Source organism: Candidatus Phaeomarinobacter ectocarpi, assembly GCF_000689395.1.
In the GTDB taxonomy this organism is placed as follows: Bacteria; Pseudomonadota; Alphaproteobacteria; order CGMCC-115125; family CGMCC-115125; genus Pyruvatibacter; species Pyruvatibacter ectocarpi.
Genome location: NZ_HG966617.1, coordinates 2,327,085 through 2,350,171, shown reverse-complemented (window position 1 = coordinate 2,350,171; position 23,087 = coordinate 2,327,085). Strand labels below are relative to the sequence as shown.

24 protein-coding genes are annotated in these 23,087 nt (G+C 58.9%); 15 read left to right on the top strand and 9 right to left on the bottom strand.

The window, feature by feature from the left end; all coding sequences use genetic code 11:
* Positions 1-64: 64 nt before the first annotated feature.
* From BN1012_RS11380 to BN1012_RS11370, 3 genes are all read left to right on the top strand, one after another.
* Positions 65-409, top strand: coding sequence for a hypothetical protein (locus BN1012_RS11380; RefSeq protein WP_043949708.1), 345 nt, complete (start codon positions 65-67; stop codon positions 407-409).
* Positions 410-527: 118 nt separating this feature from the next.
* A complete protein-coding gene (locus BN1012_RS11375) occupies positions 528-779 on the top strand; it encodes a hypothetical protein (RefSeq protein ID WP_043949707.1) in 252 nt (83 codons plus the stop codon).
* A 147-nt stretch (positions 780-926) separates the two neighbouring features.
* Positions 927-1,184 (top strand): hypothetical protein, encoded by a 258-nt coding sequence (locus BN1012_RS11370; protein WP_043949706.1) that lies wholly within the window; start codon positions 927-929, stop codon positions 1,182-1,184.
* Positions 1,185-1,270: 86 nt separating this feature from the next.
* Here the strand turns inward: BN1012_RS11370 and BN1012_RS11365 are convergent, their stop codons facing one another.
* The gene (locus tag BN1012_RS11365) at positions 1,271-1,843 is read right to left on the bottom strand and encodes a DUF1134 domain-containing protein (protein ID WP_081826506.1); all 573 of its coding nucleotides are present in this window, start codon (positions 1,841-1,843) and stop codon (positions 1,271-1,273) included.
* A gap of 58 nt (positions 1,844-1,901) precedes the next feature.
* Positions 1,902-2,435: a Rap1a/Tai family immunity protein gene (locus BN1012_RS11360; RefSeq protein WP_043949705.1), complete on the bottom strand. Its 534-nt coding sequence runs from the start codon at positions 2,433-2,435 to the stop codon at positions 1,902-1,904.
* Between the two features lie 215 nt (positions 2,436-2,650).
* Between BN1012_RS11360 and BN1012_RS11355 the strand changes: the two genes are divergently transcribed.
* The 4 genes from BN1012_RS11355 to BN1012_RS11340 all read left to right on the top strand — a co-directional run bounded on the left by BN1012_RS11355 (position 2,651) and on the right by BN1012_RS11340 (position 7,203).
* A complete protein-coding gene (locus BN1012_RS11355) occupies positions 2,651-5,101 on the top strand; it encodes an intermembrane phospholipid transport protein YdbH family protein (protein ID WP_043949704.1) in 2,451 nt (816 codons plus the stop codon).
* 96 nt (positions 5,102-5,197) lie between these two features.
* A complete protein-coding gene (locus BN1012_RS11350) occupies positions 5,198-5,434 on the top strand; it encodes a YnbE family lipoprotein (RefSeq protein WP_081826505.1) in 237 nt (78 codons plus the stop codon).
* Between the two features lie 27 nt (positions 5,435-5,461).
* On the top strand, positions 5,462-5,848 hold the full coding sequence (locus BN1012_RS11345; RefSeq protein WP_122381406.1) for a YdbL family probable chaperone protein: 387 nt from the start codon (positions 5,462-5,464) through the stop codon (positions 5,846-5,848).
* Between the two features lie 581 nt (positions 5,849-6,429).
* On the top strand, positions 6,430-7,203 hold the full coding sequence (locus BN1012_RS11340) for a Crp/Fnr family transcriptional regulator (protein WP_081826352.1): 774 nt from the start codon (positions 6,430-6,432) through the stop codon (positions 7,201-7,203).
* 12 nt (positions 7,204-7,215) lie between these two features.
* Here the strand turns inward: BN1012_RS11340 and cysQ are convergent, their stop codons facing one another.
* The gene (cysQ, locus tag BN1012_RS11335; protein WP_081826351.1) at positions 7,216-8,013 is read right to left on the bottom strand and encodes a 3'(2'),5'-bisphosphate nucleotidase CysQ; all 798 of its coding nucleotides are present in this window, start codon (positions 8,011-8,013) and stop codon (positions 7,216-7,218) included.
* 179 nt (positions 8,014-8,192) lie between these two features.
* Here cysQ and BN1012_RS11330 point away from each other — a divergent pair, with 179 nt between their 5' ends.
* From BN1012_RS11330 to BN1012_RS11305, 6 genes are all read left to right on the top strand, one after another.
* Positions 8,193-8,936: a histidine phosphotransferase family protein gene (locus BN1012_RS11330; protein WP_081826350.1), complete on the top strand. Its 744-nt coding sequence runs from the start codon at positions 8,193-8,195 to the stop codon at positions 8,934-8,936.
* 137 nt (positions 8,937-9,073) lie between these two features.
* Positions 9,074-11,848, top strand: coding sequence for a hybrid sensor histidine kinase/response regulator (locus BN1012_RS11325; protein WP_043949703.1), 2,775 nt, complete (start codon positions 9,074-9,076; stop codon positions 11,846-11,848).
* The gene (locus tag BN1012_RS11320; protein ID WP_043949702.1) at positions 11,845-12,348 is read left to right on the top strand and encodes a chemotaxis protein CheW; all 504 of its coding nucleotides are present in this window, start codon (positions 11,845-11,847) and stop codon (positions 12,346-12,348) included. The genes BN1012_RS11325 and BN1012_RS11320 overlap by 4 nt, the downstream gene beginning before the upstream one ends.
* A 77-nt stretch (positions 12,349-12,425) precedes the next feature.
* On the top strand, positions 12,426-12,791 hold the full coding sequence (locus BN1012_RS11315; protein ID WP_043949701.1) for a response regulator: 366 nt from the start codon (positions 12,426-12,428) through the stop codon (positions 12,789-12,791).
* Positions 12,792-12,795: 4 nt separating this feature from the next.
* On the top strand, positions 12,796-14,010 hold the full coding sequence (locus tag BN1012_RS11310; protein ID WP_244442894.1) for a protein-glutamate methylesterase/protein-glutamine glutaminase: 1,215 nt from the start codon (positions 12,796-12,798) through the stop codon (positions 14,008-14,010).
* Positions 14,010-14,918: a CheR family methyltransferase gene (locus BN1012_RS11305; RefSeq protein ID WP_043949700.1), complete on the top strand. Its 909-nt coding sequence runs from the start codon at positions 14,010-14,012 to the stop codon at positions 14,916-14,918. Before BN1012_RS11310 ends, BN1012_RS11305 begins: the two co-directional genes overlap by 1 nt.
* Here the strand turns inward: BN1012_RS11305 and BN1012_RS11300 are convergent.
* Positions 14,915-15,337: a DUF1801 domain-containing protein gene (locus BN1012_RS11300; protein WP_043949699.1), complete on the bottom strand. Its 423-nt coding sequence runs from the start codon at positions 15,335-15,337 to the stop codon at positions 14,915-14,917. The genes BN1012_RS11305 and BN1012_RS11300 overlap by 4 nt on opposite strands.
* A gap of 91 nt (positions 15,338-15,428) precedes the next feature.
* Positions 15,429-16,136, bottom strand: a complete 708-nt coding sequence (gene ctrA / locus BN1012_RS11295) for a response regulator transcription factor CtrA (RefSeq protein WP_043949698.1) — start codon at positions 16,134-16,136, stop codon at positions 15,429-15,431.
* A 382-nt stretch (positions 16,137-16,518) separates the two neighbouring features.
* On the opposite strand from ctrA, the gene fliI reads away from it, so the two are divergent.
* Positions 16,519-17,886 carry a flagellar protein export ATPase FliI gene (gene fliI / locus BN1012_RS11290; protein WP_043949697.1) on the top strand — a complete coding sequence of 456 codons (1,368 nt, stop codon included), beginning with the start codon at positions 16,519-16,521 and terminating at the stop codon, positions 17,884-17,886.
* A gap of 18 nt (positions 17,887-17,904) precedes the next feature.
* Positions 17,905-18,330: a flagellar export protein FliJ gene (gene fliJ, locus BN1012_RS11285; RefSeq protein WP_043949696.1), complete on the top strand. Its 426-nt coding sequence runs from the start codon at positions 17,905-17,907 to the stop codon at positions 18,328-18,330.
* A 76-nt stretch (positions 18,331-18,406) separates the two neighbouring features.
* Here fliJ and BN1012_RS11280 read toward each other — a convergent pair whose 3' ends face one another.
* The 4 genes from BN1012_RS11280 to flhA all read right to left on the bottom strand — a co-directional run bounded on the left by BN1012_RS11280 (position 18,407) and on the right by flhA (position 23,082).
* Complete coding sequence (locus BN1012_RS11280; protein WP_052535137.1) at positions 18,407-18,733, bottom strand: hypothetical protein; 327 nt, start codon at positions 18,731-18,733, stop codon at positions 18,407-18,409.
* 202 nt (positions 18,734-18,935) lie between these two features.
* Complete coding sequence (locus BN1012_RS11275; protein WP_043949695.1) at positions 18,936-19,766, bottom strand: nucleotide-binding protein; 831 nt, start codon at positions 19,764-19,766, stop codon at positions 18,936-18,938.
* Positions 19,763-20,929 (bottom strand): flagellar biosynthesis protein FlhF, encoded by a 1,167-nt coding sequence (locus BN1012_RS11270; protein ID WP_043949694.1) that lies wholly within the window; start codon positions 20,927-20,929, stop codon positions 19,763-19,765. The genes BN1012_RS11275 and BN1012_RS11270 overlap by 4 nt, the downstream gene beginning before the upstream one ends.
* Before the next feature lie 17 nt (positions 20,930-20,946).
* The gene (gene flhA / locus BN1012_RS11265; protein ID WP_043949693.1) at positions 20,947-23,082 is read right to left on the bottom strand and encodes a flagellar biosynthesis protein FlhA; all 2,136 of its coding nucleotides are present in this window, start codon (positions 23,080-23,082) and stop codon (positions 20,947-20,949) included.
* Positions 23,083-23,087 lie beyond the last annotated feature (5 nt).

Genomic DNA, 23,087 nt, shown 5'->3' with positions numbered 1-23,087 from the left:
CGCAGATTGCCAAAAACGCAGGAAAGTTGCCACCTTGTTGGCAAAACACCGTTAAACTGCCCCCATGACCGATACCCGTGACCAGACCAGCGCAGTTGTGACACCGGCACCCGACATGGTGGCTGCCGTTGAAGCGCCGTCGGCTGATGTGGAGCCAATTGATGATGAGCCCGGCGATGGGCCCTTTGCGGGCGGCGGCGACGTGGAATGGTATGAGGATGGCGGGCGTAAAACGGCACTGGGAGCCTGGGCCGGTGTGGCTGTGCTCAGCTACGCGACCATGCAGGTGACCGGGTATTTTGCGGATTGGCCATTTGTGGCTCTCGTGGCCGGTGCGGTGGGGTATTTTGCCGTTCGCGGCGTTGCCGTTGTCCTCGCAGAGCTTAAACGCCGCACAAACCCAGCCTGAATGCAGTATGAACGCCGCGCAGAAAAACTCCCTCCTCAGGGTAAGGGATTTGTTGTGCTGGACGAAAACATGGGTTCAACTCGGTGTGCAAACATTTTGTGACACAGGGGAAAATTGCATGTCGTTCAAATCATCATTCGGTATCGCCGCTGCTGCTGCCATTGGTCTTGCTTTCGGAACAGCTTCTGTGAGCAGCCCGGCTCTCGCAGAAGACTACTACGAAGAAGAAGTCATCATCGAGGAAACCTACGAAGAAGAGATCATCGAAGAGACCTACGAGGAAGAAATCGTCGAGGAAACTTACGAAGAAGAGATCATCGAAGAGACCTACGAGGAAGAAATCATCATCGAGGAAACCTACGAAGAGTAGGCTGTTTCCTGGTCGCTGCATCAGGATCAACGCTGATTTGGAAAAGGGCGCTGAGGGCATTGCATCAGCGCCCTTTTTTTGGTCATACCTTCTGGCGCACAATCGGGCGCACACATTGGGTCGAAATGGATTTGGGCGGTTCCCGGTATGAAGCAGATTTTTGGCGTTGGACGAGCTTCACCAAAGTTCTGTGGGCTGATTTTTGGCTGTGTGGCGGCGGTCGCCGTGGGCGGTTCAGCCATGGCCCAGGATGGCAGCTTTTTCACCAATGATGTGTTCATCGAAGAAGACGTGATGATTGAAGGCGCGTTCGATTCCGGCATCGTCGTGGAAACCTTTGACGAGACTGTGGAGGAAGAAGACGAAACATCCTCTTCTGACGAGCAGGAAGTCGACGACGAATAAGCGGACCGGGAAATGTCAGCAGACATGAAAACGCCGACGCTCTTTTCGAGAGGTCGGCGTTTTCAGTTTGAAGGGTGGTCCAAGACCTAGAACGGCAGGATGCGCCGTTCGCGGGTGTAGCTGAGATACCCGACATTGGCACCGGCACGCAGACCAGCGCCTGCCCGCATAGGGGCAAGGATCACGTCACCCGCCTGCTGATAGTTCACACCAACGCCGCCGATCACGTAGAGCGATCCTTCAACACCGGGGAAGCGGCGATAGATGCCGTCAATATTTGGCAAGTTGTAGACGAGGGTGAACACCTTTGAGGCGTTGCCGCCAATGTCCCAGCCGATGGACGGCCCCTGCCAGTAGACCTTTTGAACCCGTCCCGGCTTCATGTGGATGCTGCCGCTGCCGTATCGCAGGCCAACGCCAATGGCGCCTGCGCCTTCCTCGCCAACGATATAGGCGTTGGGGCGGCCTTGATCTTCAAAGACCTTGCTGACGGCCTTGGCCATGTCTTCGGACACGTCGCCGAAGAAGCCTCGTACCGCCTGAACAATCTCATCTTCAGAGTAGGTGCCGTCGGTCTCAGCAGCCGCAGGTGCTGTGAGCAACAGGAACGACGCCAGAACTATTGCCGGCATTGCGAGTGCGGTCTTCAGGAAGTCCATGATCGTGTCCTCCATTCGGCCAGCAACCGGGTTTGCGCTGGCCTGTTTTACGGATCGATTACTCAGATGATGGCAGTCCAAAGAGATCAGACGGTGTGCTTGGTTCCTGCGGGGCTGCTGGCGCCGGAGCCTGTGCAGCAGGTTGCTGGATAGTTGGCGCATTCGGATCAATGATGTCCTCAGGGCAGGGGAAGCCGCGTTCAATGATGGCTGCAATGACGGTGAAGGCCGGTGTATCCTCAAGCTCGGGCTGTTCCTTGCGCAATGTCGTGAGACGGTCGGCGATGGCACTCAGCTTTGGCTGCTTGTCCACCTCGATGCAGAACTGGCCGGTCGGCATCAGCTCCGGCGGGGCCATCAGCACGTGCAGCGCGCCTGCGACATAGCCAGCGCAGAAAGCTGATTCTTCTGCAGCTTCGTCTTCACAAAAATTGTCCACCAGCTCTTTTGTGGAAACCCATTGGGCGTTCGCGGGTTGTGGCAGGAAGAAGAACACTGTCAGGGCTGCAGCAACAGCGCATGTCAGAGCACTTGACCCTTTGGAGGCAGATGCAGGTCCGGCTGATGAGCGCAGGTGAGACAAAATCTTCATGGTCGTTGAGTTCCTCAAATCTGGCCGCAGGCGGTCAGTTGGTTCTGATCAGGCTGCTGCGGAATGCCACCTTGTATGGGAGCGGCTTTTCTTCTGTGTTCTCGATATCGTGCGGGCAGCTTCTTGTACATGCCGTATTTGTGCATGAGGTAAATGTGATGTTCAGTGCCTAATGGCTGTCTCTGGCATCAATAAGGCAAGTGGTTAACCCGGTTATGACCTCGCAAGGCGACCAGACAACGTCCAGCGGACTGTCTTCTGCGGAGGACAGCGTCCCTGCACCAGAAGCCGACCAGCCGCGCCGGGGTGTCCTGAAGCGCATTCGCTGGTGGGTGCTGGGTCTATTCGTGGTCCTGGGGCTCGGGATCGCGGGCCTCGTTCATTATCTGCCGTCGCTGGCGCGCCCAGTTGTGCAGTCAGCGGCTTCTGACCTTGGGCTTGTGGGCCTTGATCTGCAGTTCGATGACATTGGCTGGCGCCAGGCGACGCTGTCCAATGTGACGGTGGGAGGTAGCGATGAGGCTGACGACACGCTGTCCGTCGGCCGGGTTGATCTGACCTACACGCCCCTGGAGCTGTGGGCAGGGCGCATCGGCACTGTGTCGTTGCACGATCTGGTTCTCCGCGGACGGCTCGTTGATGGCGCCCCGGATTTTGGTGCGCTCAATCCACTGATTGATCGACTGACGGCGCCTGGCGATCCATCCGCGGCGACTGAACAGACATCCGTGCCACTGGACCGGGTGGATCTGAGCAACGCAATGCTTTTTCTGGAGACACCGGACGGAGATGTGCAGGTTGGCCTTGATGGGTCTTTTGAGGTGGCCGCCAACACATCTGCATTGGCTGCGGGCTTTGATGTTCGCCTGAGCGGTGATCTGGCAGGCGGTGGTGGGCGGATAGATGCCACGAGTGACGTGGATGGTCAGGTGCTGCGTCTTACGTCTTTCAATCTTGAAAGCGATCATGAGCGGCTTCCCGGCAAAATCTCTCTGTCAGATGTGGGTGCTGAAATGCGCCTGGGTGACGCAGGGATTGTAGAGGCGTCCATCGCAGGCGATCTGGCGTTCGCCGAGCGTCCCGGTCAGCCGCTGCCGGTGACCAATGCTTCCGCCCCGATTGACCTGACTGCGCGGTTTGATCTTGAGGAGGGGTCTGGTTCCTTCTCCATGCGCGGGTGCATGCTGGTGGCCTTGTCGGCGGCGGCTGATGCGGTCTGGAAGCTGGACGAATTGCAGTTTTGCCCGGCGGACGCTGACCCTGTGCTCAGCATTGATGTTGCTTCGTCGTCGCTGCGGTCAGACTTCAGCTTGATGCCGGCCCGCATAATGCTTGCAGATACGCTCAATGGTGTGTTGCCGCGGATGGATACCACCATTCGTCAGGGTGCGGATGGCCAGGTTGTTGCGGCTTTGAAGATCAAGGGCGGCGACATTGCGCTGCCGCAACAGGGCCTGCGTCTGGAGAATATATCTGCAGATGTCACACTTGCACCGGGCAGCGCCGGACAACTTGGGCGGCTTGATATTGACCGTGTGCGGGTGACCGACACGCAAGCGGCCAAGCGGTTTGCCGCCGTTGTGGCGTCAGCGTCCTTGTCGCTCGATGGGCTTGGCGAGGACAGTTTGCTTGCCAGCCGCCTTACGGGCCCCGTCACCGTCAAGACCCCTGCCGGCATTGTTCTGACAAAAGCGACCGTCACGCACCAGCTTGCCACTGGCGACGGTCTGCTTGATTTCAAGGCAGGGCCTTTGACCTTCGCCGAGGACGGACTGCAACCCCAGGAGCTTGCGCCGGTGCTGCTGGGGGTCGTGGCTGCCGTATCCGGACAGGTGTCAGCCACCGGGACCATTGCCTGGAACAACAGGGGTGTGCGGCGTTCGTCTGCGCGGGCGGAACTTGTGAATGTCGGGCTGCAGGCATCGGCTGCGCGGTTTGCACAGGTTTCTGGAGACATAGAGTTTTCCAGTCTTGTTCCGGTTCGCACGCGAGGCACGCAGGCCATTTCCATTGGCGTGGTGGATGCGGGGCTGCCCCTTGAAGGTGGTATTGCACTGGTGCGGGTTGAAGGCGGCGGCGATGTCATCATTGAGAATGCGCAATGGCCGTTTGCCGGCGGACAGCTTGTGCTGACGTCAGGTGCGCTCAATACGCGTGCGGATGTTCAGCGGGCGGAACTTGCAGCCTTGAGTGTCAATCTGACCGACCTTCTCAATCTGGTGGAGATGGAGGGGCTCTCAGGCGAAGGGGTTTTGGGTGGAGCGGTCCCGATCGAGATCAGGGACGGGTCCGTCTATGTGATGCAGGCGAAGCTTGCAGCTGAACCCGGCGGTATTGTCCGGTATCAAAATGCAAGCACGGACGCTGCGGGACAAACTGCTGAAGGCGCAAACATCGCGTTTCAGGCGCTGGAGAACTTCCATTTTCAGGTCCTGAGCCTTGAGATTGACGGGCCTGTTGATGGCGATCTGACGCTCAAGATCACGCTGCAGGGTGCCAATCCGGACCTGCTTGAGGGCTATCCGGTGCATCTTAATATCAGCACCCAGGGGGCTTTCCTCGATCTCCTGCGGCGCGGCACGGTGGGGTTCCGGGCCCTTGATGTGGTGACGGGCAAGGAAAACCTGGATGGGCTGGATGTTGAGCGTGTGGGGCCGGAGCCCTAAGCTGATGCTAAGTTGCCTATGGCGGATATGCCGTTCATACAGGGTTCAGCGACGCGGACCTTTAATGACTCAAATGACAGAATGCAGGTTGGTTCCATGAGCAATGCGCAGAGCAACGCAGACGTGATTTTTCGCCACGGCGCCAGTCGAAGACTGCCGGTGATTGCCGGCTTGCTGGCGCTCGGGGTTGCAGCCTGCACGCCCACCATTCAGGTGCAGGCACCCGACAAGCCGATTGAGATCAATCTCAACGTGAAGATTGAGCAGGAAATCCGCATCAAGGTTGACCGTGAGCTTGATGATCTGTTTGCCAACAATCCAGACCTCTTCTAGGGGACCGTTATGCGAGAGATGAAAAACATGACTGCACTTTCCATCACCTGTTCGCGCGCTCACTTGGCACCGTCGCTGCCGCGTCTGGCGCTGCTGAGCGGCTTTGTTGTGCTGCTCGCGCTCGCATTTGCGGCCATGTCACCTGCCTATGCCCTGACGCTGGACGAAGCCAAGGCGCAGGGTGTGGTCGGAGAAATGTCCACCGGATATGTGGGCTATCCGTCGGCGCCATCGGCTGCGGTCAAGCAGCTTGGCGATGGGGTCAACCTTGGACGCAAGGCCCAGTACAGCCAGATCGCAGCCTCGCAGGGCACGTCGCTGTCAGTTGTTGAACAGCTGGCCGGCAGCAAACTCATTGGCCAGGCGCCCGCCGGACAGTACGTGAATGATGGCTCGGGCTGGCGGCGCAAATAACTGCAGCTTGCCGTCTGTCGATCTCTCACCGGTTTTTTGCGGACCGACCCCTGTGGCGGATTATGCCTGGTGTTTGTCCCGCATTGAAACGATCCGTTTGCCCCATGTTGGCTGACATGCCGTCAATAGGTCCCGTCACAGATGACCGGTCCGGGCGGCGGTTCGTTCGTTTTTCCTAGTTTTTCTGTGTCTTTTGGTGCGGTCCCTGGCCCGTTTTTCCAGCGGCATGGGCGTTGCACATATCCGGATGCTGGCGCTTCGGGACACATGGGGTGCCCAGCACGCATGTCGGGTTTCGCTTCATGCCGCTCCTCTGGCGGTCAGGATGCCACCCGAAAATGCAGTTCTGTCCCTTGTGAGCCGGCCTTGGCAGACGGCGCGAGGGCCAGGCCGGCGCGGCCCCCAAACTGTCGGGGGGCTATTTGGGAGGCCGCCGCCGGCCACTTTTCACACAATTTGGCGAAAAAAAAGCTGCGGCCTCTACCCAGAGGTGTGGCAATTGGCTTTGCTTGCCCATTGGGCGGTGCCCGCTGTAGGTTTGACGTAAATCATTTGTACAAACCAATTTTTATGGTGGGCCGATGCCGGAATTTTCAGGCGATGCCGGACTAAGAGATATTGCGGATAGCGGTGGCTACGCCCCGGCGTTGCCGCGCGACGTCTCCAGCCCGTGTGTGAGCTGCGATGTGCGCACCCAGGCGGTATGTGCGGTGCTGACGGACGATGAGTTGGGTGGACTGGCTCAACTGACGCAGACCAATACGTATGAAGCGGGCGAAACGCTGTTTTTCGAAGGTGATGCCGTCGGGGCCTGTTTCATCGTTCAGGCAGGCGCCCTCAAGCTCTACAAGCTGCTGCCGGATGGACGCCGGCAGATTACCGGGTTTTTGTTCAAGGGCGATTTTCTGGGCATGAATCCGGCGGCCGAATATGGCTATACGGCAGAGGTGCTTGAACCGGTGCGCGCGTGCTCGCTGCCATCTGACAAGATGCAGGAGCTGATTGATACCTATCCCAAGCTCTCCAACCGGCTGTTGAACCTGGCGTCCATGGAGCTGGCCGTGGCGCAGGAGCAGATGCTGCTGCTGGGCCGCAAGACGGCACAGGAACGCATTGCGTCTTTTCTGCTGTGGTTGTCCCGCAGGTCTGAGGACCGCGGTGAAGAAGCCAACCCGGTGCGCGTCCCCATGAGCCGAAGTGACATGGGGGACTATCTGGGTCTGACGGTTGAAACCGTGAGCCGGTCGATTACCAAGCTCAAGACCAGCGGCGTCATCACCCTCAAAGAAGGCAACCGGGTCGAGATCAGTGACCTGGACATGATGGAAGCCATTGCCGGCGGTGACGGGGCCTAGCTGGCCTGCCCGCTAGTACGCCGTCGGATCGCCCTTGGCGATGAAGAACGGGTTGGCTAGCCCATCTGCACTTTTTCCGTAGAGGAACGGTGTTCCATCCAACCGGGTGATCGTGCCCCCGGCTGCGGTGAGCACGGCGTGGCCTGCTGCTGTGTCCCACTCCATGGTGCGACCATGGCGGGGATAGATGTCCGCGTCGCCACGGGCAACCACACAGAACTTCAACGACGACCCTGCCGTCACAATGTCACGCACATTGTAGTGGTTGAGAAATTCTTCCGTCTTCTGATCACGATGGCTGCGGCTGGCAATTGCCACCAGACCATCGTCCGGCATGGGCCGGGTTGTGATGGTGCGCGGTGCAGCAGCGTCTGCGGGCTTGTGTGCATCGACCTTTATTTCGTGTGCTCCCAGGTCGTTGGCGCCGGCATACAGGAGTGACTTGGCAGGCGCATAGACAACGCCTGCGGTCGCCACGCCCTTTTCCACCAGGGCGATGTTCACCGTGAACTCGCCATTGCGCTTGATGTATTCACGGGTGCCGTCCAGGGGGTCCACCAGAAAGAACCTGTCGCCGAAGTCAGGCACGTGACCGGCAGCGGCTGCTTCTTCAGACACGACAGGGATATCCGGAAACGCCTTGGCGAGCCGGGCAAGGATGATGTCCTCGGCGGCCTGATCTGCTTCGGTCACCGGAGATTTGTCGTCCTTCTCGGTCACTTTGATAGGGCGCTCATACAGGGTCATGATGCGCGCGCCGGCGTCGATGGAGATATCTGTGAGTTCGGTCAGCAATGAAGTGTCAGGCACAGGTGGGCTCGATCTGTCTGCAATTTGCACGTTGACGGGGCGGGATGGGTCCGCCGGGCATGACGTGCGTCACGGGTGGGAAGGGCACTCTTCTTTGCACGATCGGTCTGCGAAGTGTATCAAAAATTGGACTTGGTGATTCGGTTCCAATGCCGGGACCGTGCGGGAGAAACAGCGTAATGACGGGCGAAATTGCGACGAACGACAATACAGCTGGTGCTGGCTCTGGATCTGGCTCAGGACCCGGAGCGGGCGAACCTGATGCGCCGGATCAGCTGGAATTTGCCGCTCTTCTTTGTTCCCGCGTCTGCCATGACGTGATCAGCCCCGTTGGGGCCATCGTCAATGGCCTTGAGGTGCTTGAGGAAGAAGAAGACCAGGAAATGCGTGAACACGCGCTGATCCTGATTGCCAAGAGTGCGTTGCAGGCGTCTGCGAAGCTACAGTTTGCCCGGCTTGCTTTCGGGGCGTCCGGGTCTGCAGGTGCGCATATCGAAATTGCTGATGCCCGGCGGGCAGCCGAAGGCCTGATGGAAGGTGGCCGGGTGACGCTGGCCTGGGACACCAAACCGTCAGCTCTGCACAAGACACGGCTGAAACTGCTGATGAACCTGATCCAGTTTGCGACGGGGGCGGTTCCGCGCGGTGGCGAGCTCAATATCATTGTTGAAAATGGCAATGAGGGCATGGTGATCGTGGCGACGGGGCCGCGGGCACGTGTTCCGGAGCACTCAAATCTGGCTGAAGGCGACAAGTTCGATGGGTTGCCCGATAGCCGGGCCATCCAGCCCTACCTGATCGGTCTGCTTGGAAAGCAGCTGGATGCGTCGCTCAAGGTCAACCAGGAGATGGAGGAAGGGCCTGTGACCTTCGCCATCAGTTATGGCCGGAATGCTGCCGTTGATGATGGCATGATCGGGTAGTTACACACCCACTGGTTGTGTGGTTACCGACAACGCACGCTATTTCACCTGTTTTTAATGTTTCCCGCTAACACTCTGAAACTATCAGGCGCTATCCCTTTCGAGGGGCGCGCCCAGTTTTTCCGGGGTGGGGAACCATGGACGACCTTCTACGCGAGTTTCTGACAGAGACTTTTGAGAGCCTTGATGTTGTGGACGTCGAACTTGTGAAGTTCGAACAGGATCCCAACAACGAAGCCATTCTGTCGAACATCTTCCGTCTGGTGCATACGATCAAAGGCACTTGCGGCTTTCTTGGTCTGCCACGCCTGGAAGCTTTGGCGCATGCCGCTGAAACCTTGATGGGCAAGTATCGTGACGGCGCTGAAGTAACCGGCGACGGCGTGACCATCATTCTTCATACGCTTGATCGGATTAAAGAGATCCTCGGCGAGCTTGAAGCGAATGAGACAGAACCAGCCGGTGATGACACAGACCTGATCTCCCAGCTCGAAGCCTTCTCGATTGCGGCGGAAGCTGGTGGAGAGCCACCAGCAGAAGCGGCTGCGGAAGAAGAAGCGCCGATCGAGGTCAAGGAACTTGAGCGCGAGCTGAAGCCCGGTGAGGTTTCTCTTGATGATCTCGAACGGGCGTTCCAGGAAGCTGAGGGTCCGGACGATATGGAGGCTGCGGCTCCAGCTGCCGAGACCGAAGAGGTTGTCGCGGAAGCTGTTGAAGCTGAGCCTGTTGAGGCAGCAGCGCCTGCTCCCAAGCCTGCGGCCAAACCAGCTGCCAAGCCAGTTGCTGCGAAAGCAGCACCGAAGGCTGAAGAAGCAACGGCACGCGAATCCTCTGTCGCCAATCAGTCAATTCGCGTGAACGTGGATACGCTGGAAAACCTCATGACCATGGTGTCTGAGCTTGTGCTGTCGCGGAACCAGCTTCTTGAGATGGTTCGCCGTCTTGATGATTCAGAATTCAAGGTGCCTCTGCAGCGCCTGTCCAATGTGACAGCCGAATTGCAAGAAGCCGTGATGAAAACGCGGATGCAGCCGATTGGCAACGCCTGGCAGAAGCTGCCACGCATCATTCGTGACCTGTCCAACGAGCTTGGCAAGAAGATTGACCTTGTGATGGAAGGCGCGGAAACCGAATTGGACCGCCAGGTTCTTGACCTGATCAAGGATCCGCTGACGCACATGGTCCGCAACTCTGCTGACCATGGTCTTGAAATGCCGGATGCCCGCGTTGCGGCCGGCAAATCAGAAACCGGCAAGGTCACCCTACGCGCCTTTCATGAAGGCGGACACATCATTATTCAGATCGAAGATGATGGTCATGGCCTCAACACGGATCGCATTCGCGAAAAGGTCATTGAGAACGGTATTGCGACAGCAGCTGAGCTTGAAGAAAAGACCGAGGCGCAGATCCACAAATACATCTTTGCAGCCGGGTTCTCTACAGCTGCAGCGGTTACAAACGTGTCCGGCCGTGGTGTGGGCATGGACGTGGTGCGTACAAACATCGAGTTGATCGGCGGCAATGTTGATCTGGTGTCTGTGTCCGGCAAGGGCACGACATTCACGATCAAGATCCCGCTGACGCTGGCGATTGTGTCGTCCCTGATTGTTGAATCAGGTGCGCAGCGCTTTGCCATTCCTCAGCTTGCCGTTGTTGAGCTTGTGCGTGCCAAGGCAGAATCTGAGGCGCGCATTGAGAAAATCAACGACACGCCGGTTCTACGTCTGCGCAGCAAGTTGCTGCCGCTGGTCTATCTTGATGAGCTCCTGCTCCTCAACAAGCATCGCAAGCCGGACGAAGATGGCAACATGCCACTGCCGACCGCTGAACGCAGCGAAAGCTTCGTCATCGTGGCTCAGGTAGGCCCGGCGCAGTTCGGTATTGTCGTGGATACGGTTTTCGACACCGAGGAAATTGTTGTGAAGCCGTCAGCCTCCATGCTGCGGGACATCAACATGTTCTCCGGCAACACTATTCTGGGTGACGGCAGTGTCATCATGATCATTGATCCAAACGGCATCGCCCAGTGCGTCAGCCGTGAGGTGGCTGCTCAGCTTGAGGATGGTCCAGAACTGGATGCTCATCTGTTGGACAACGAAAACACCTCGCTCCTCATCTTCCGTGCAGGGGGTGGTGAGCCCAAGGCTGTGCCGCTGTCTCTTGTGACGCGCCTTGAAGAAGTCGTGGTGGACGAAATCGAGATGTCCGATCACAAGCCGGTGGTTCAGTATCGTGGCAAGCTTATGCCGCTGCAGAAGGTCTCCGCGGATCAGGAAATGGTGGCGGAGGGTCGTCAGCCGATCCTTGTGTTCACGGATGACGGCCGTTCGATGGGTCTTGTGGTTGACGAGATCGTCGATGTTATCGAAGCGCCGCTCGACATGGACATCACGTCCGAAACACCGGGCATGCTTGGCAGCGCAATTGTGCGCGACAAGGCGACCGAGATTATTGATGTCGGACATTTCCTGACATTGGCATTCGAAGACTGGTTTGCCCGTGCAGACGGCCAACGGACAGACGAAGCAACATCCAAGCGGGTGCTGCTCGTCGATGACAGCCCGTTCTTCCGCAACATGCTGGCACCGCTGCTGAATGCTGCCGGGTATCGGGTGACCACAGCTGCTGATCCCCATGATGCCTTCCAGCTTCGTGATGCGGGTGCCCGCTTCGACATCATTGTCAGCGACATCGAGATGCCTGGCATGGATGGTTTCGACTTTGCCGAAGCCGTGAAGAACGATGCGGCGTGGGGCACCACACCCATTGTTGCCATGTCGTCACGTACGTCGCGGGAAGACATTCAGCGCGGACATGCGGTGGGTTTCTCTGACTATGTAGCGAAGACTGACCGCGACGGGCTGATTGATGTCCTGCGTGAAACACTTCAGAACGAAGGAGCCGTGGCATGAGCTCGCAAGACACCAATGGTCTGATCGACCCCAATGAGAGCCTCATCAATCTTGATGGAAATCTCGTCGAATACATCACCGTTTATGTGGGTGAACAGCTCTTCGGAATTCCTGTGACAGTGGTTCAGGACGTTTTTGAAGTGCAGTCGCTGACCCGTGTACCGCTTTCGGTGCCGGAAGTGCGTGGAGTGCTCAATCTGCGTGGCCGCATTGTTACGGCCATCGACATGCGCATTCGGCTTGGCCTGCCAACCAATGAAGAAGGTGCTTCGCGGATGGCTGTCGGCATTGAAGAAGGCGGAGAGGCCTTTGGACTGATGGTTGACAGCGTAGGCGAAGTATTAAGCCTTCAGGCGCAGGATGTGGAACGCAGCCCGGCGAATCTTGACCCGCGCTGGCAGCAGGTTTCCAGCGGTGTACACCGTCTTGAAAACGATCTGATGGTCGTTCTGGACGTGTCGAAGGCGTTGGAGCTTCAAGGTGCTTCCGTCGCGGCCTAAGCGGGCGGATCGGACAAGTTTTACACATCATCCGCGGCGTAGTTGCTGCGGTGACCAAGCAGAAGGCCTGAAATTCCATGAAGACATGTCTCGTTGTGGATGACAGTCGCGTGATCCGAAAGGTCGCGCGCCGTATCCTTGAAGAAATGAACTTCAACATTGAAGAAGCAGCTGATGGTGCGGCCGCCCTTGACGTGTGCGATGGCAAGATGCCGGACGCCATTCTGCTCGACTGGAACATGCCAGTCATGAACGGTCTGGACTTTCTGCTGGCCCTTCGCAAGCGCGATGGCGGCGATGCGCCTGTCGTTGTTTTCTGCTCGACGGAAAACGACATGCAGCACATCAGTGAAGCCATCAATGCAGGTGCCAACGAATACATCATGAAGCCGTTTGACCGCGATATCGTTCAGGCGAAATTCGCCGAAGCAGGTCTGGTCTAGCTTCATGGATCACGCGACCACCATTTCCAAATCACGGACTGCACCGGTCGCGGCCGGGGCAGACGCAGGCGCGGCTGCCTCTGCAGCGAATGCGGTTCGGGTGATGGTCGTTGACGACAGCGCCGTTATTCGCGGGCTTGTGAAGCGCTGGATACAAGAAACAGACGGCCTTGAAGTGGCCGGCTCCTGTTCCAATGGCAAGCAGGCCGTGGACCAGGTGGGCAAGCTAAAGCCCCATGTGGTGATCCTTGATATCGAGATGCCGCAAATGGACGGGCTTGAAGCCCTGCCAGGCATCCTTGCCGGGTCGCCGGGCACCAAGGTCATCATGGCGTCTACCCTGACGCTCCGGAATGCGGACATTTCGCTCAAGGCACTGTCATTGGGCGCAACTGATTATGTTCCCAAGCCGGACAGTGCGCGGGGCATTGCCGGGTCAGAAGAATTCCGCCGGGAGATTCTTGTCAAAGCACAAGCGCTTGGCAGGACGGCCCAAAGAGCGATGGGTGCCTCGGGAGCGACAGGCGCCGCGGGCGAGGGGACTGGCCGGTCCACGGCTGCTTCTGCGCCAGCCCGTTCTGCCATTCCTTTGGGCCCGGCTCCAGACAAGATTGAAGTGCGCAAGGCGTCCAGTGTGCCGCCCCGCATTCTTGCTATCGGCTCGTCCACGGGTGGTCCGCAGGCGCTGTTTGATGTGTTTGAGAAAATCGGTCCGGCCATCGGGGCTGTCCCCGTTGTCATCACCCAGCATATGCCTCCCGCCTTCACGAAAATTCTTGCGGAGAAACTGGGCAGACTGTCTGGCCTTCCCGCCAAGGAAGGCGAAGACGGAGAACGCCTGCAGGCGGGCCACATCTATGTGGCGCCTGGCGATTATCACATGCGACTGCGCAAGGACGGGCCGGGCGTGGCAATCGCGCTGGATCAGGAACCCCCGGTGCATTTCTGCCGCCCGGCAGTGGATCCGATGTTTGAAAGTGTTTCCAAGCTGTTTGGCCCGGCCACGTTGGGTGTGGTGCTGACGGGCATGGGCCATGACGGCCGCGAGGGAGGCCGCGTTATCGCGGACGCCGGCGGCACGATCTACGCACAAGATGAAGCAACAAGTGTTGTCTGGGGTATGCCGGGCGCCTGCGCCCAAGCAGGTATCTGCGCTGCCGTTTATCCATTGGACCAGATTAGTTCGGCGATCACTCGCCAGTTTGCCGGGAGGCGATAATGACACCAGAAGAGTTCGAGTTTCTATCTGATCTGGTGCGCAAGCGGTCGGGTTTGGTGCTGTCCAGCGACAAGACCTATCTGCTTGAAAGCCGCCTGACGCCGATTGCCCGCAAGGCTGAGTTGGGGGGAATCCCGGAACTCGTGACGGCGTTGCGCGCCGATGTGAACGGCAGTCTTGCGTCGGACGTGACGGAAGCAATGACGACGAATGAGTCCTTCTTCTTTCGTGACAAGACACCGTTTGACCTGTTTTCCAATACGGTTCTGCCACACATGCTGGCCAACCGGCCGCAGCGCAAGGTGCGCCTTTGGAGTGCTGCTGCCTCAACGGGGCAGGAAATCTATTCGCTGGCCATGCTGATTGATGATTGCGCGGCGGCCAAAGGCTGGGCGTTCGACCTTCTGGGGACGGATCTGTCTCGCGAGGTGCTGGAACGTGCACGCCAGGGCATGTACACGCAGTTTGAAGTTCAGCGCGGTCTGCCGATCCAGCTGCTGATGAAATACTTCAAGCAGGTGGGTGAGAGCTGGCAGATTGATGCCAAGATTCGGGGCATGGCGACGTTCAAGGAAAACAACCTGCTCGAGCCGCTGACCGCGCTTGGCAAGTTCGACATCATTTTCTGCCGCAATGTGCTCATCTATTTTGACCAGCCCACCAAGAAGATGGTGCTGGAGCGGATGGCCGACATGCTGCCGGAAGATGGCTGCGTTCTGCTGGGTGCTGCTGAAACCGTTGTGGGCATTACCGATGCCTTCAAACCGGTGCCAGGGGCGCGTGGGCTCTATGCTCGCAATCCTGAGGTCTATGCCGCCAATGCTGGATCTCCGGCATCTGCTGCATCTGCCCGGCCCGCAGCACCGGCACGTCAGCCGCTTTCCGCGGGGCTGAGCAAAACCGCTTAGGCGGTCTTGTACTTCTTGCGCATGAGAGCGACGTCCTGGGCGATCAATTCCTCCAGGATGCCCAGATCAATGTCGTCAAGCCTGTTGATGTACAGACAGCTCACGGATGTGCGGTGCTTGCCGAGCTTGGCGAGTAGCTTCTGCTTGTCGGAAAATCCGGCCATCAGATAGACCGTCATGGCGCTTTTGCGCGGGCTGAAGCCCGTCACCATCCAGTCGCCTTCGCGGCCTGACTCATAGACATAGTGGTATTTGCCATAGCCGATGATGGACGGGCCCCACATGACCGGGCGCTTGCCGGTCACGCGGCGCATGATCTGCATCAGCACTTTTGCTTCGGCGCGCCGGCGCTCTGACGCGACGGTTTTGAGGAATTCCGTGACGCTTTGCTTTGTGGGCTTGGTTTTCAGCTCGGCCATGGCGAACAGGCTAGGGAAGAAATGCGCAAAGAAAAAGGGCGCCTGCTTGAAGCAGACGCCCTTTTGGTATGTGTCCCGAAGTGAGGAGGCGTTACGCGGTTGCGGCTTCCGCGACTTCTTCCTCGACTGGATCGCGCAGAACATAGCCGCGGCCCCAGACTGTTTCGATGTAGTGCTCGCCACCTGTGGCAGCTGCGAGTTTCTTGCGCAGCTTGCAGATGAACACGTCGATGATCTTGAGCTCCGGTTCGTCCATACCGCCATACAGGTGGTTGAGGAACATTTCCTTGGTGAGGGTTGTCCCCTTGCGCAGCGAGAGCAGCTCCAGCATCTGGTATTCCTTGCCGGTGAGGTGCACGCGCTGGTTTTCAACTTCAACAGTCTTGGTGTCGAGGTTGACCGTCAGGCGGCCAGTGCGAATGACTGACTGGCTGTGACCCTTGGAGCGACGCACCACTGCGTGGATACGGGCAACCAGCTCATCCTTGTGGAAAGGCTTGGTCATGTAATCGTCTGCGCCGAAGCCCAGGCCACGAACCTTGTTCTCGATGCCGGCCATGCCGGAGAGAATGAGGATCGGTGTGCCGATCTTGCCCAGGCGAAGCGTCTTGAGCACTTCATAGCCCGACATGTCCGGCAGGTTCAGGTCCAGCAGAATGATGTCGTAATCATAGAGCTTGCCGAGGTCGATGCCCTCTTCGCCCAGATCAGTGGTGTAGATGTTAAAGCCTTCCGACTTGAGCATCAGTTCGATGCTCTGGGCCGTTGCGCTGTCGTCTTCGATGAGAAGAACCCGCATGTCCTTGCTCCCCCTTCAAGCGGCGTCGGCCCTATGTCGTTGGGCCTGCTGTGCCATATCGGATCGGAAAATCAGGTGATTCGCCGATACCCCAGTTAATCCCTGTATGGACGTTAAGATCAAATGGTTAACAAAGCTTAACAGCGTCAGCTTTTTTTAATGCCCATTGCCAAAGCCTTTCACGGATGCCCGGAAATCCGTGTGTTTTGGGTCATCTTGGCGCAACACTTTTTCTCATCCGGCCATTTATGGCGCGAATTTGGAAATTTCACGTAACTGCTTGATAGGGTTTACCAGCCCTTAATCGGCTTGGCGGCACACTTGCTCATCACCGGATGGCTCTTTCATTGAGAGACACCGGTCCAAGAGTTTGTGAGACCCAATGAAGCCGCTTCTTGCTGAAATCGAGCGTCTGTCGCCTGTTGAACAGTATGGCACTGTAGCTGCCGTACGCGGGTTGATGGTGGAGCTTGAAGGCCCGCTGACATCGCTCAGCCTGGGCAGCCGGGTGGTTGTGCCCGGCGCCCGTGATGTGCCTGTGCCCTGCGAGGTTGTGGGCTTCCGCGAAAATCGTGCGCTGGCGATGCCGTTTGCCGCCATTGAAGGCCTGCGGATGGGCGCGCCCGCCAAGTTTGACTCAGCTGAACCGATTATGCATCCGTCGCCTGCCTGGCTTGGCCGGGTGGTGAATGCCATGGGCGAGCCTATTGATGGCAAGGGCCCGATTGCGCAGGGCGGTATGCCCTATGCGCTCAAAGGCACACCTCTGCCGGCCCATGATCGTGCGCGGGTGGGGGAGCGGATTGATCTGGGCGTTCGCGCCCTCAATGCATTTGCAACAACGTGCCGTGGTCAGCGTATGGGCATCTTTGCAGGCTCAGGCGTTGGCAAGTCCGTGCTGCTGTCGATGCTGGCGCGCTATTCGTCGGCTGATGTGTCCGTGATCGGACTTATCGGTGAACGTGGCCGCGAAGTTCAGGAATTCATCGAAGATGATCTGGGTGAGGAAGGTCTCGCCCGCAGTGTGGTCGTGGTGGCGACGTCAGATGAAAGCGCCTTGATGCGCCGTCAGGCGGCGTATCTCACCATGACACTTTCAGAGTATTTCCGGGATCATGGGCTTGATGCCCTGTGCCTGATGGACAGCCTGACGCGATTTGCGACGGCGCAACGCGAAATCGGCCTGTCTGGCGGGGAGCCCCCCACGACGCGTGGCTATACACCAACCGTGTTTTCAGAATTGCCGCGTCTGCTTGAACGGGCCGGTCCTGGCCGTGTTGGTTCTGGATCCATTACGGGGCTGTTTACAGTCCTGGTTGAAGGTGATGATCACAATGAACCGGTGGCAGATGCCGTCCGGTCCATTCTGGATGGCCACATTGTTATGGAACGCGCGATTGCCGAGCGCGGGCGTTACCCGGCCATCAATGTTCTCAAGTCCGTTTCGCGGACCATGCCGCATTGCCAGTCTGATGAGGAATTTGCGCTTGTGCGCCGGGCGCGTGAACTGATGTCCGCGCATACGGATATGGAAGAGCTTATTCGCATCGGTGCCTATCGCCGTGGGGCTGACCCGCTGGTGGATGAGGCTATTCGGTTGATGCCGGACTTTGATGCGTTCCTGTCTCAGAGCAAGGGCGAAGCCACGCCACTGGCGGATGGCTTTGGCATGCTCGATGGGATTTTGAACACCGCTCAGCCGCCAGAGGCAGCTGACGTTGAGATGGAAGACGGTCATGCAGGGCAGTAAGCACTTGGGGGAAGTGACATGAAGTCCCGTACATCATTGATCCGCGTACAGCGGTTTCAGGTCGAGGAAATCCAGCGGCGCGTGGCCGATCTGGAGCAGATGCTTGATGACTTCCGCCGAGAGGAGGAAGAGCTGGAAAAGCGTGTGCGCTACGAGCAGAAGAAGGCCGGCATTACGGACGAGGCGCATTATGCCTATCCGACCTACGCCAAATACGCCTCGATGCGCCGGGATAACCTGGCGCAGTCCATCAGTGAGCTGTCGCGTCAGGTTGATGCGGAACGCGAAAAGCTGGCGGAAGCGTTTGAAGACCTCAAGAAGGTCGAGCTTGTGGATGAGAGCGCGCGCAGCCGGGCCAAGGCTGAGACCCGTCGCCGGGAGCAGGCCGACCTCGACGAGATAGCCATCAACATGCATGGGCGCGGCGCTGCTGAAATCGGCTAGGGCTCATTGCGTCTTGCAAATGAAAAAGGCCGCTGCATTAGTGCAGCGGCCTTTTTGTTTGTTCTGGGTGCTGATCCTATCCGCGGATCAAAATCCTCTTGAGGATGTAGATCACCGTGATGACGACCAGATAGCCGACATAGAGCAGCAGCACATACTTCCACCATTCCAGATCCGCGAGGGGCGGCAGTTTGAGTTCCGCTCCCCGAATGACCGGCAGAGCGGTATCAACAATTAGATGAACAAGCGTAGCTACAAAGCTGATAACCAGAATGCGAGAGTACTGGCGCAGCACGAAGGCTGCGAGCACACCGATGATAATCCCCTGAATCGCATTCACCTGGTTGAAGCCAGCTGCGAAGAAGTCCAGCACGGGCTGGACCAACTGCAAAGCGTCTTCCATTAAAGAACCCCCCCTTTAGGTTCATGTCCTCCGACGTTCCCATCACCATGGCCCGGTTCTTTATCAAGCGTGTGACCGGGCTCACGAATGATGTCGAAAGACTACGCGTATCGGGAGGGTTTGCACAGACGGTGTGGCCGGTGTGCCACAAAAGCAGTTACCGCTGACGAAAACCGACAGAAAACAGGCGTTTCTGAGGGTGCTATTTGGCAGAGCCGGTGCGGATGCCGTCAGCCATTTTGCTGATGGCTGCACCGGCCTTGGCATTTGGGCTGCGGGTCAGCAGGGGAGTTTGATGTCGAACTGCATCGCGGACGGCCGTATCGCGCGGCACGATCCCAGCCAGGGGCGGCGTGATCCCGAGGAAGTTGCCGCAGGCCCGCGACAGGGCTTCATAGGTCTTGCGGCCTGCTTCAATGGTCTCCGCCATGTTGACGACAATGCGGATATCGGCGGCAGTGCCGTCGTCGCGCGGTGTCATTGAGGCGACCTTGATGAAGGCATAGGCGTCTGTGATCGAGGTTGGCTCATCGGTGACCACCACAAGGGTTGGCCCCTCGATGGACGCAAACATCGTGACGGCGGGATCAACGCCCGCGGCCAGATCAACAATCATACGGTCATAGTGAGCGGCAATCAGGGTGAGACCCTGACGCAGGCGGGCAAGTTCGGTGCGCGCAAGTGCGCCCAGATTGCCGGACCCGGAACTGCCGGCAATGACATCGAATGCGCCACGTGCCGACGCGCTGTCAGTGCTGCTGACACGGATGGTGGCGTCTTCAAAGGCTGTTGTGCCGGCGACGACGCTTGCAAGATCATGTTCCGGCATGATGCCCAGCTGAACGTCTACATTGGCGAGGCCGAGGTCACAGTCCACCAGCAAAGTGCGTTCACCAGCAAAGGCGAGGCTATGGGCTAGTGTGGTGGAGACCATGGTCTTGCCGACGCCGCCCTTGCCGGACGCGACTGTGATGATGGTCTGACTGCGGCGGGCTTTTTCCGGCGCCGCTGTGGTGGATGGCTGCGTACTCATGCGGATGTGGGCTCCGTGCTGCCGGTGGGTGATGCACCAGCGAGGGGGGTGACTGAAGCGGCGGCGCGGCGCGGCAGCACTGACGGCTGCGGTGCACTGGTGGTGGATTTTGTCAGGGTCATGTCAGCCAGACGGGACGGCGTGGCAGCCACAAGGCCGCCGGCCAGATAGGGCTTGATGCCGAACTCGGCGACCGCAAGGCGGGCGGTTGCAAGGGCCGCCATCACGCCGCCAAGGCGCTTGGTGGCATCCGTGCGGCTGATGATGACGCGGCGACAGCCGAGTTGCGCAAAGAACTGTGCGGCTTCTGCCATGTCTTCGATGTCGCCCCCGGCGGCAATGACGCCGATGGGTTCCACTGTGCTGGTCGCATCAGCACCGCGGCAGGCCTGAACGAGACGGGCTGTGTGGTCCAGCTCTGCGCGGTCATGCAGATTGGTGGCAGGCGTGTCGATAATGCAGGGGCGGTTGCGGCCCAGTTCTGCGCGGGTGTCGAGCATCAAGGCCAGTTCGTCCGCGCCGCGCACTTCAGCAACATCCTGATTGAGCACATCGGCATAGGCTTTTGACTGGGCAAGGGCGCCCGAGCGCACGGCATCTGCCGTGATGATGTCCACCTGTTGACCGGCAAGAACCGCACGGGCTGCCAGCTTGGCAGCTGTTACGGTTTTACCGGCACCAGGTGCGCCGATCAGCATGATGGAACCGGGCAGCTGTTCGCCGATGGGCTGGAAATCCAGCGCGATACCCAAGCTATGGGCAAGGGCTGCCTGGGCGTCGTCATTGTCGTGGGCGGACGCCGCCTGAAGCAGGCGGTCCGCCAGGGCGTCCGGCACGCGATGGTCATTCAGAACGGTGGAGAGGTCAGTGGACGTCAGACCCAGGGCCGCTGGGGCATCTGCGTTTGAGGCTGCGGCCTGTGATGCCTTTGCTTCACCGCGCAGGCGGGCCTTGAGACGCATTTCAAGCTGATTGCGTACGGGGCTGAAGGGTTCGGGTTCGGTATCGCGGACTTCGCCGCGCCGTTCATTGACGGCTGTGACTTCCACGCCACCGGTTTCCAGATCTTCACTGGACACGATGATGGCCGTCTCGCCCAGCTCATCACGGACGCGGGCCATGGCCTCGCGCATGCTGGGGGCTTTGAATCGACGAAGACGCATACTCTACCCGGCCCGCCTTAAATCTGGGCCAGCGTCTTGAGACGCGCCTGAGGGTGAACTTCGGCCTGGCTCATGACCACTGTTTGTGGCCGCACGCGCTCCACGACGGACCTTACATAGGGGCGGTTGCCGGGGCTGACGAGCAGCACAGGCACGTCACCAGATGCGGCAGCCTGATCGAAGGCCATGCGCAGGGACTGGATGAAGTTCTGAAGATCGCTCGGCGGCATGGCCAGCTGCTTGTCCTCGCCATTGCCGATGAGAGAATTCGCAAAGGCATCTTCCCACTCTGGCGACAGGGCGATGAGCGGCAGGTAGCCGGCATAGCTTTGATTGGTGTGGCATATCTGGCGGGCAAGGCGGGTGCGCACATGCTCGACGATCTGGGTCACGCTTTGGGTGTGGCTGGACGCTTCGCCGATGGATTCCAGAATGGTCGGCAGGTCACGGATCGACACGCGCTCTGTCAGGAGCTGCTGCAACACGCGCTGGATCGTGGTGACGGACACACGATCCGGCACGAGATCTTCCACCAGCTTCTGATTGTCGCCGCCGATGTCGTCCAGCAGCTTTTGCACTTCGCCGTAGGACAGAAGCTCGGCCATGTTGGCCTTGATGATTTCAGTGATGTGCGTTGTGAGCACGGTTGCCGGGTCCACGACCGTGAGGCCGCGGAAGGAGGCTTCTTCGCGCTGGGTGTGGTCGATCCATGTGGCCGGCAGGCCGAAGGTCGGTTCGGTCGTGTGCTCGCCGGGGAGGTCCACGGGGCCGCCCTGTGGATCCATCACCATCAAGCGGTCCGGGTAAAGAATGCCGGCACCGGCTTCCACTTCCTTGACGCGCATGACGTAGGACGTCGAATCCAGCTGCATGTTGTCGAGGATGCGCAGGGACGGCATGACAAAGCCCATGTCCTGAGCCACCTGACGGCGCAAGGCTTTGACCTGTTCGGTCAGGGAGTGTCCTTCGCCGTCGCCTTCCAGCATGGGCAGCAGGCCAAAGCCGAGTTCAAGGCGCAGTTCATCCATTGCAAGGGCCGTCGAGATTGGTTCTTCAACGGGTGCTGCCTGCTCCTGTGCGGCGGCTTCGGCAACAGCCGCCTCTTCATCGGCGACTTTCTTTTCGGCTCCCTTGGTCAGGAACCACGCGGCCCCGCCGGTGAGCCCTGCCAGGATCAGGAACGGTACCATTGGAATGCCGGGCAGTACGGACATAACGACCATGACGCCGGACGACATGCCAAGCGCCTGTGGGTAGCCGGAGAGCTGACCGAAGAGTGCTTCGTCCGCGGCACCGTCCACACCGGCCTTGGAGACCAGCAGACCGGCGGCCATGGACACGATGAGGGCGGGTATCTGGCTGACCAGACCATCGCCAACGGTGAGCAGGGTGTAGGTGGCGGAGGCGTCCGCGAAAGACATGTCCATCTGCGCCACACCAACAATGACACCGGCAATGACGTTGATGAAGGTAATCAGCAGACCGGCGATGGCATCACCGCGCACGAATTTCGATGCACCATCCATGGAGCCGTAGAAGGCACTTTCGGCTTCAAGCTCCGAGCGGCGGGTGCGGGCGGTGTCTTCGTCGATGAGACCGGCGGACAGATCAGCATCAATCGCCATCTGCTTGCCGGGCATGGCGTCCAAAGAGAAACGGGCGGCGACTTCAGCGATACGGCCGGAGCCCTTGGTGATCACCACGAAGTTCACGATGACAAGGATGGCAAAGACGATGATGCCGATGACAAAATTGCCCTGCATCACGAAGTTGCCGAAAGCCTCGATCACGGCGCCTGCGGCATCGGTGCCTTCGTGGCCCTGAGAGAGGATCAGCCGTGTGGATGCCAGGTTGAGCGCGAGGCGCAGCATGGTGGCAATCAGCAGCACGGTCGGGAAGGACGAAAATTCAAGCGGCTTCTTGATGAAAAGGGCCGTCATCATCACCAGCACCGAGAAGGTGATTGAGATAGCGAGGGCAAAGTCGAGCATCCAGCTCGGCATCGGCAGGATGAGGACCACAATGATGGTCAACACGCCGGCAGCCAGTGCCAGTTCGGAGCGCGCGCCAATGGCATTGCCAATGCCGCCCAGGGTCAGGCCTCCAAAGAGGCCTCCGCCCGCCGGTGGTGTTGTTGGTGCTGCGTCTGACATTGCGC

Coding starts and splice junctions, on each gene's coding strand:
- BN1012_RS11380 (WP_043949708.1), top strand. CDS start 65: ATGACCGATACCCGTGACCAGACCAGCGCAGTTGTGACACCGGCACCC.
- BN1012_RS11375 (WP_043949707.1), top strand. CDS start 528: ATGTCGTTCAAATCATCATTCGGTATCGCCGCTGCTGCTGCCATTGGT.
- BN1012_RS11370 (WP_043949706.1), top strand. CDS start 927: ATGAAGCAGATTTTTGGCGTTGGACGAGCTTCACCAAAGTTCTGTGGG.
- BN1012_RS11365 (WP_081826506.1), bottom strand. CDS start 1,843: ATGGACTTCCTGAAGACCGCACTCGCAATGCCGGCAATAGTTCTGGCG.
- BN1012_RS11360 (WP_043949705.1), bottom strand. CDS start 2,435: ATGAAGATTTTGTCTCACCTGCGCTCATCAGCCGGACCTGCATCTGCC.
- BN1012_RS11355 (WP_043949704.1), top strand. CDS start 2,651: ATGACCTCGCAAGGCGACCAGACAACGTCCAGCGGACTGTCTTCTGCG.
- BN1012_RS11350 (WP_081826505.1), top strand. CDS start 5,198: ATGAGCAATGCGCAGAGCAACGCAGACGTGATTTTTCGCCACGGCGCC.
- BN1012_RS11345 (WP_122381406.1), top strand. CDS start 5,462: ATGACTGCACTTTCCATCACCTGTTCGCGCGCTCACTTGGCACCGTCG.
- BN1012_RS11340 (WP_081826352.1), top strand. CDS start 6,430: ATGCCGGAATTTTCAGGCGATGCCGGACTAAGAGATATTGCGGATAGC.
- BN1012_RS11330 (WP_081826350.1), top strand. CDS start 8,193: ATGACGGGCGAAATTGCGACGAACGACAATACAGCTGGTGCTGGCTCT.
- BN1012_RS11325 (WP_043949703.1), top strand. CDS start 9,074: ATGGACGACCTTCTACGCGAGTTTCTGACAGAGACTTTTGAGAGCCTT.
- BN1012_RS11320 (WP_043949702.1), top strand. CDS start 11,845: ATGAGCTCGCAAGACACCAATGGTCTGATCGACCCCAATGAGAGCCTC.
- BN1012_RS11315 (WP_043949701.1), top strand. CDS start 12,426: ATGAAGACATGTCTCGTTGTGGATGACAGTCGCGTGATCCGAAAGGTC.
- BN1012_RS11310 (WP_244442894.1), top strand. CDS start 12,796: ATGGATCACGCGACCACCATTTCCAAATCACGGACTGCACCGGTCGCG.
- BN1012_RS11305 (WP_043949700.1), top strand. CDS start 14,010: ATGACACCAGAAGAGTTCGAGTTTCTATCTGATCTGGTGCGCAAGCGG.
- BN1012_RS11300 (WP_043949699.1), bottom strand. CDS start 15,337: ATGGCCGAGCTGAAAACCAAGCCCACAAAGCAAAGCGTCACGGAATTC.
- ctrA (WP_043949698.1), bottom strand. CDS start 16,136: ATGCGGGTTCTTCTCATCGAAGACGACAGCGCAACGGCCCAGAGCATC.
- fliI (WP_043949697.1), top strand. CDS start 16,519: ATGAAGCCGCTTCTTGCTGAAATCGAGCGTCTGTCGCCTGTTGAACAG.
- fliJ (WP_043949696.1), top strand. CDS start 17,905: ATGAAGTCCCGTACATCATTGATCCGCGTACAGCGGTTTCAGGTCGAG.
- BN1012_RS11280 (WP_052535137.1), bottom strand. CDS start 18,733: ATGGAAGACGCTTTGCAGTTGGTCCAGCCCGTGCTGGACTTCTTCGCA.
- BN1012_RS11275 (WP_043949695.1), bottom strand. CDS start 19,766: ATGAGTACGCAGCCATCCACCACAGCGGCGCCGGAAAAAGCCCGCCGC.
- BN1012_RS11270 (WP_043949694.1), bottom strand. CDS start 20,929: ATGCGTCTTCGTCGATTCAAAGCCCCCAGCATGCGCGAGGCCATGGCC.
- flhA (WP_043949693.1), bottom strand. CDS start 23,082: ATGTCAGACGCAGCACCAACAACACCACCGGCGGGCGGAGGCCTCTTT.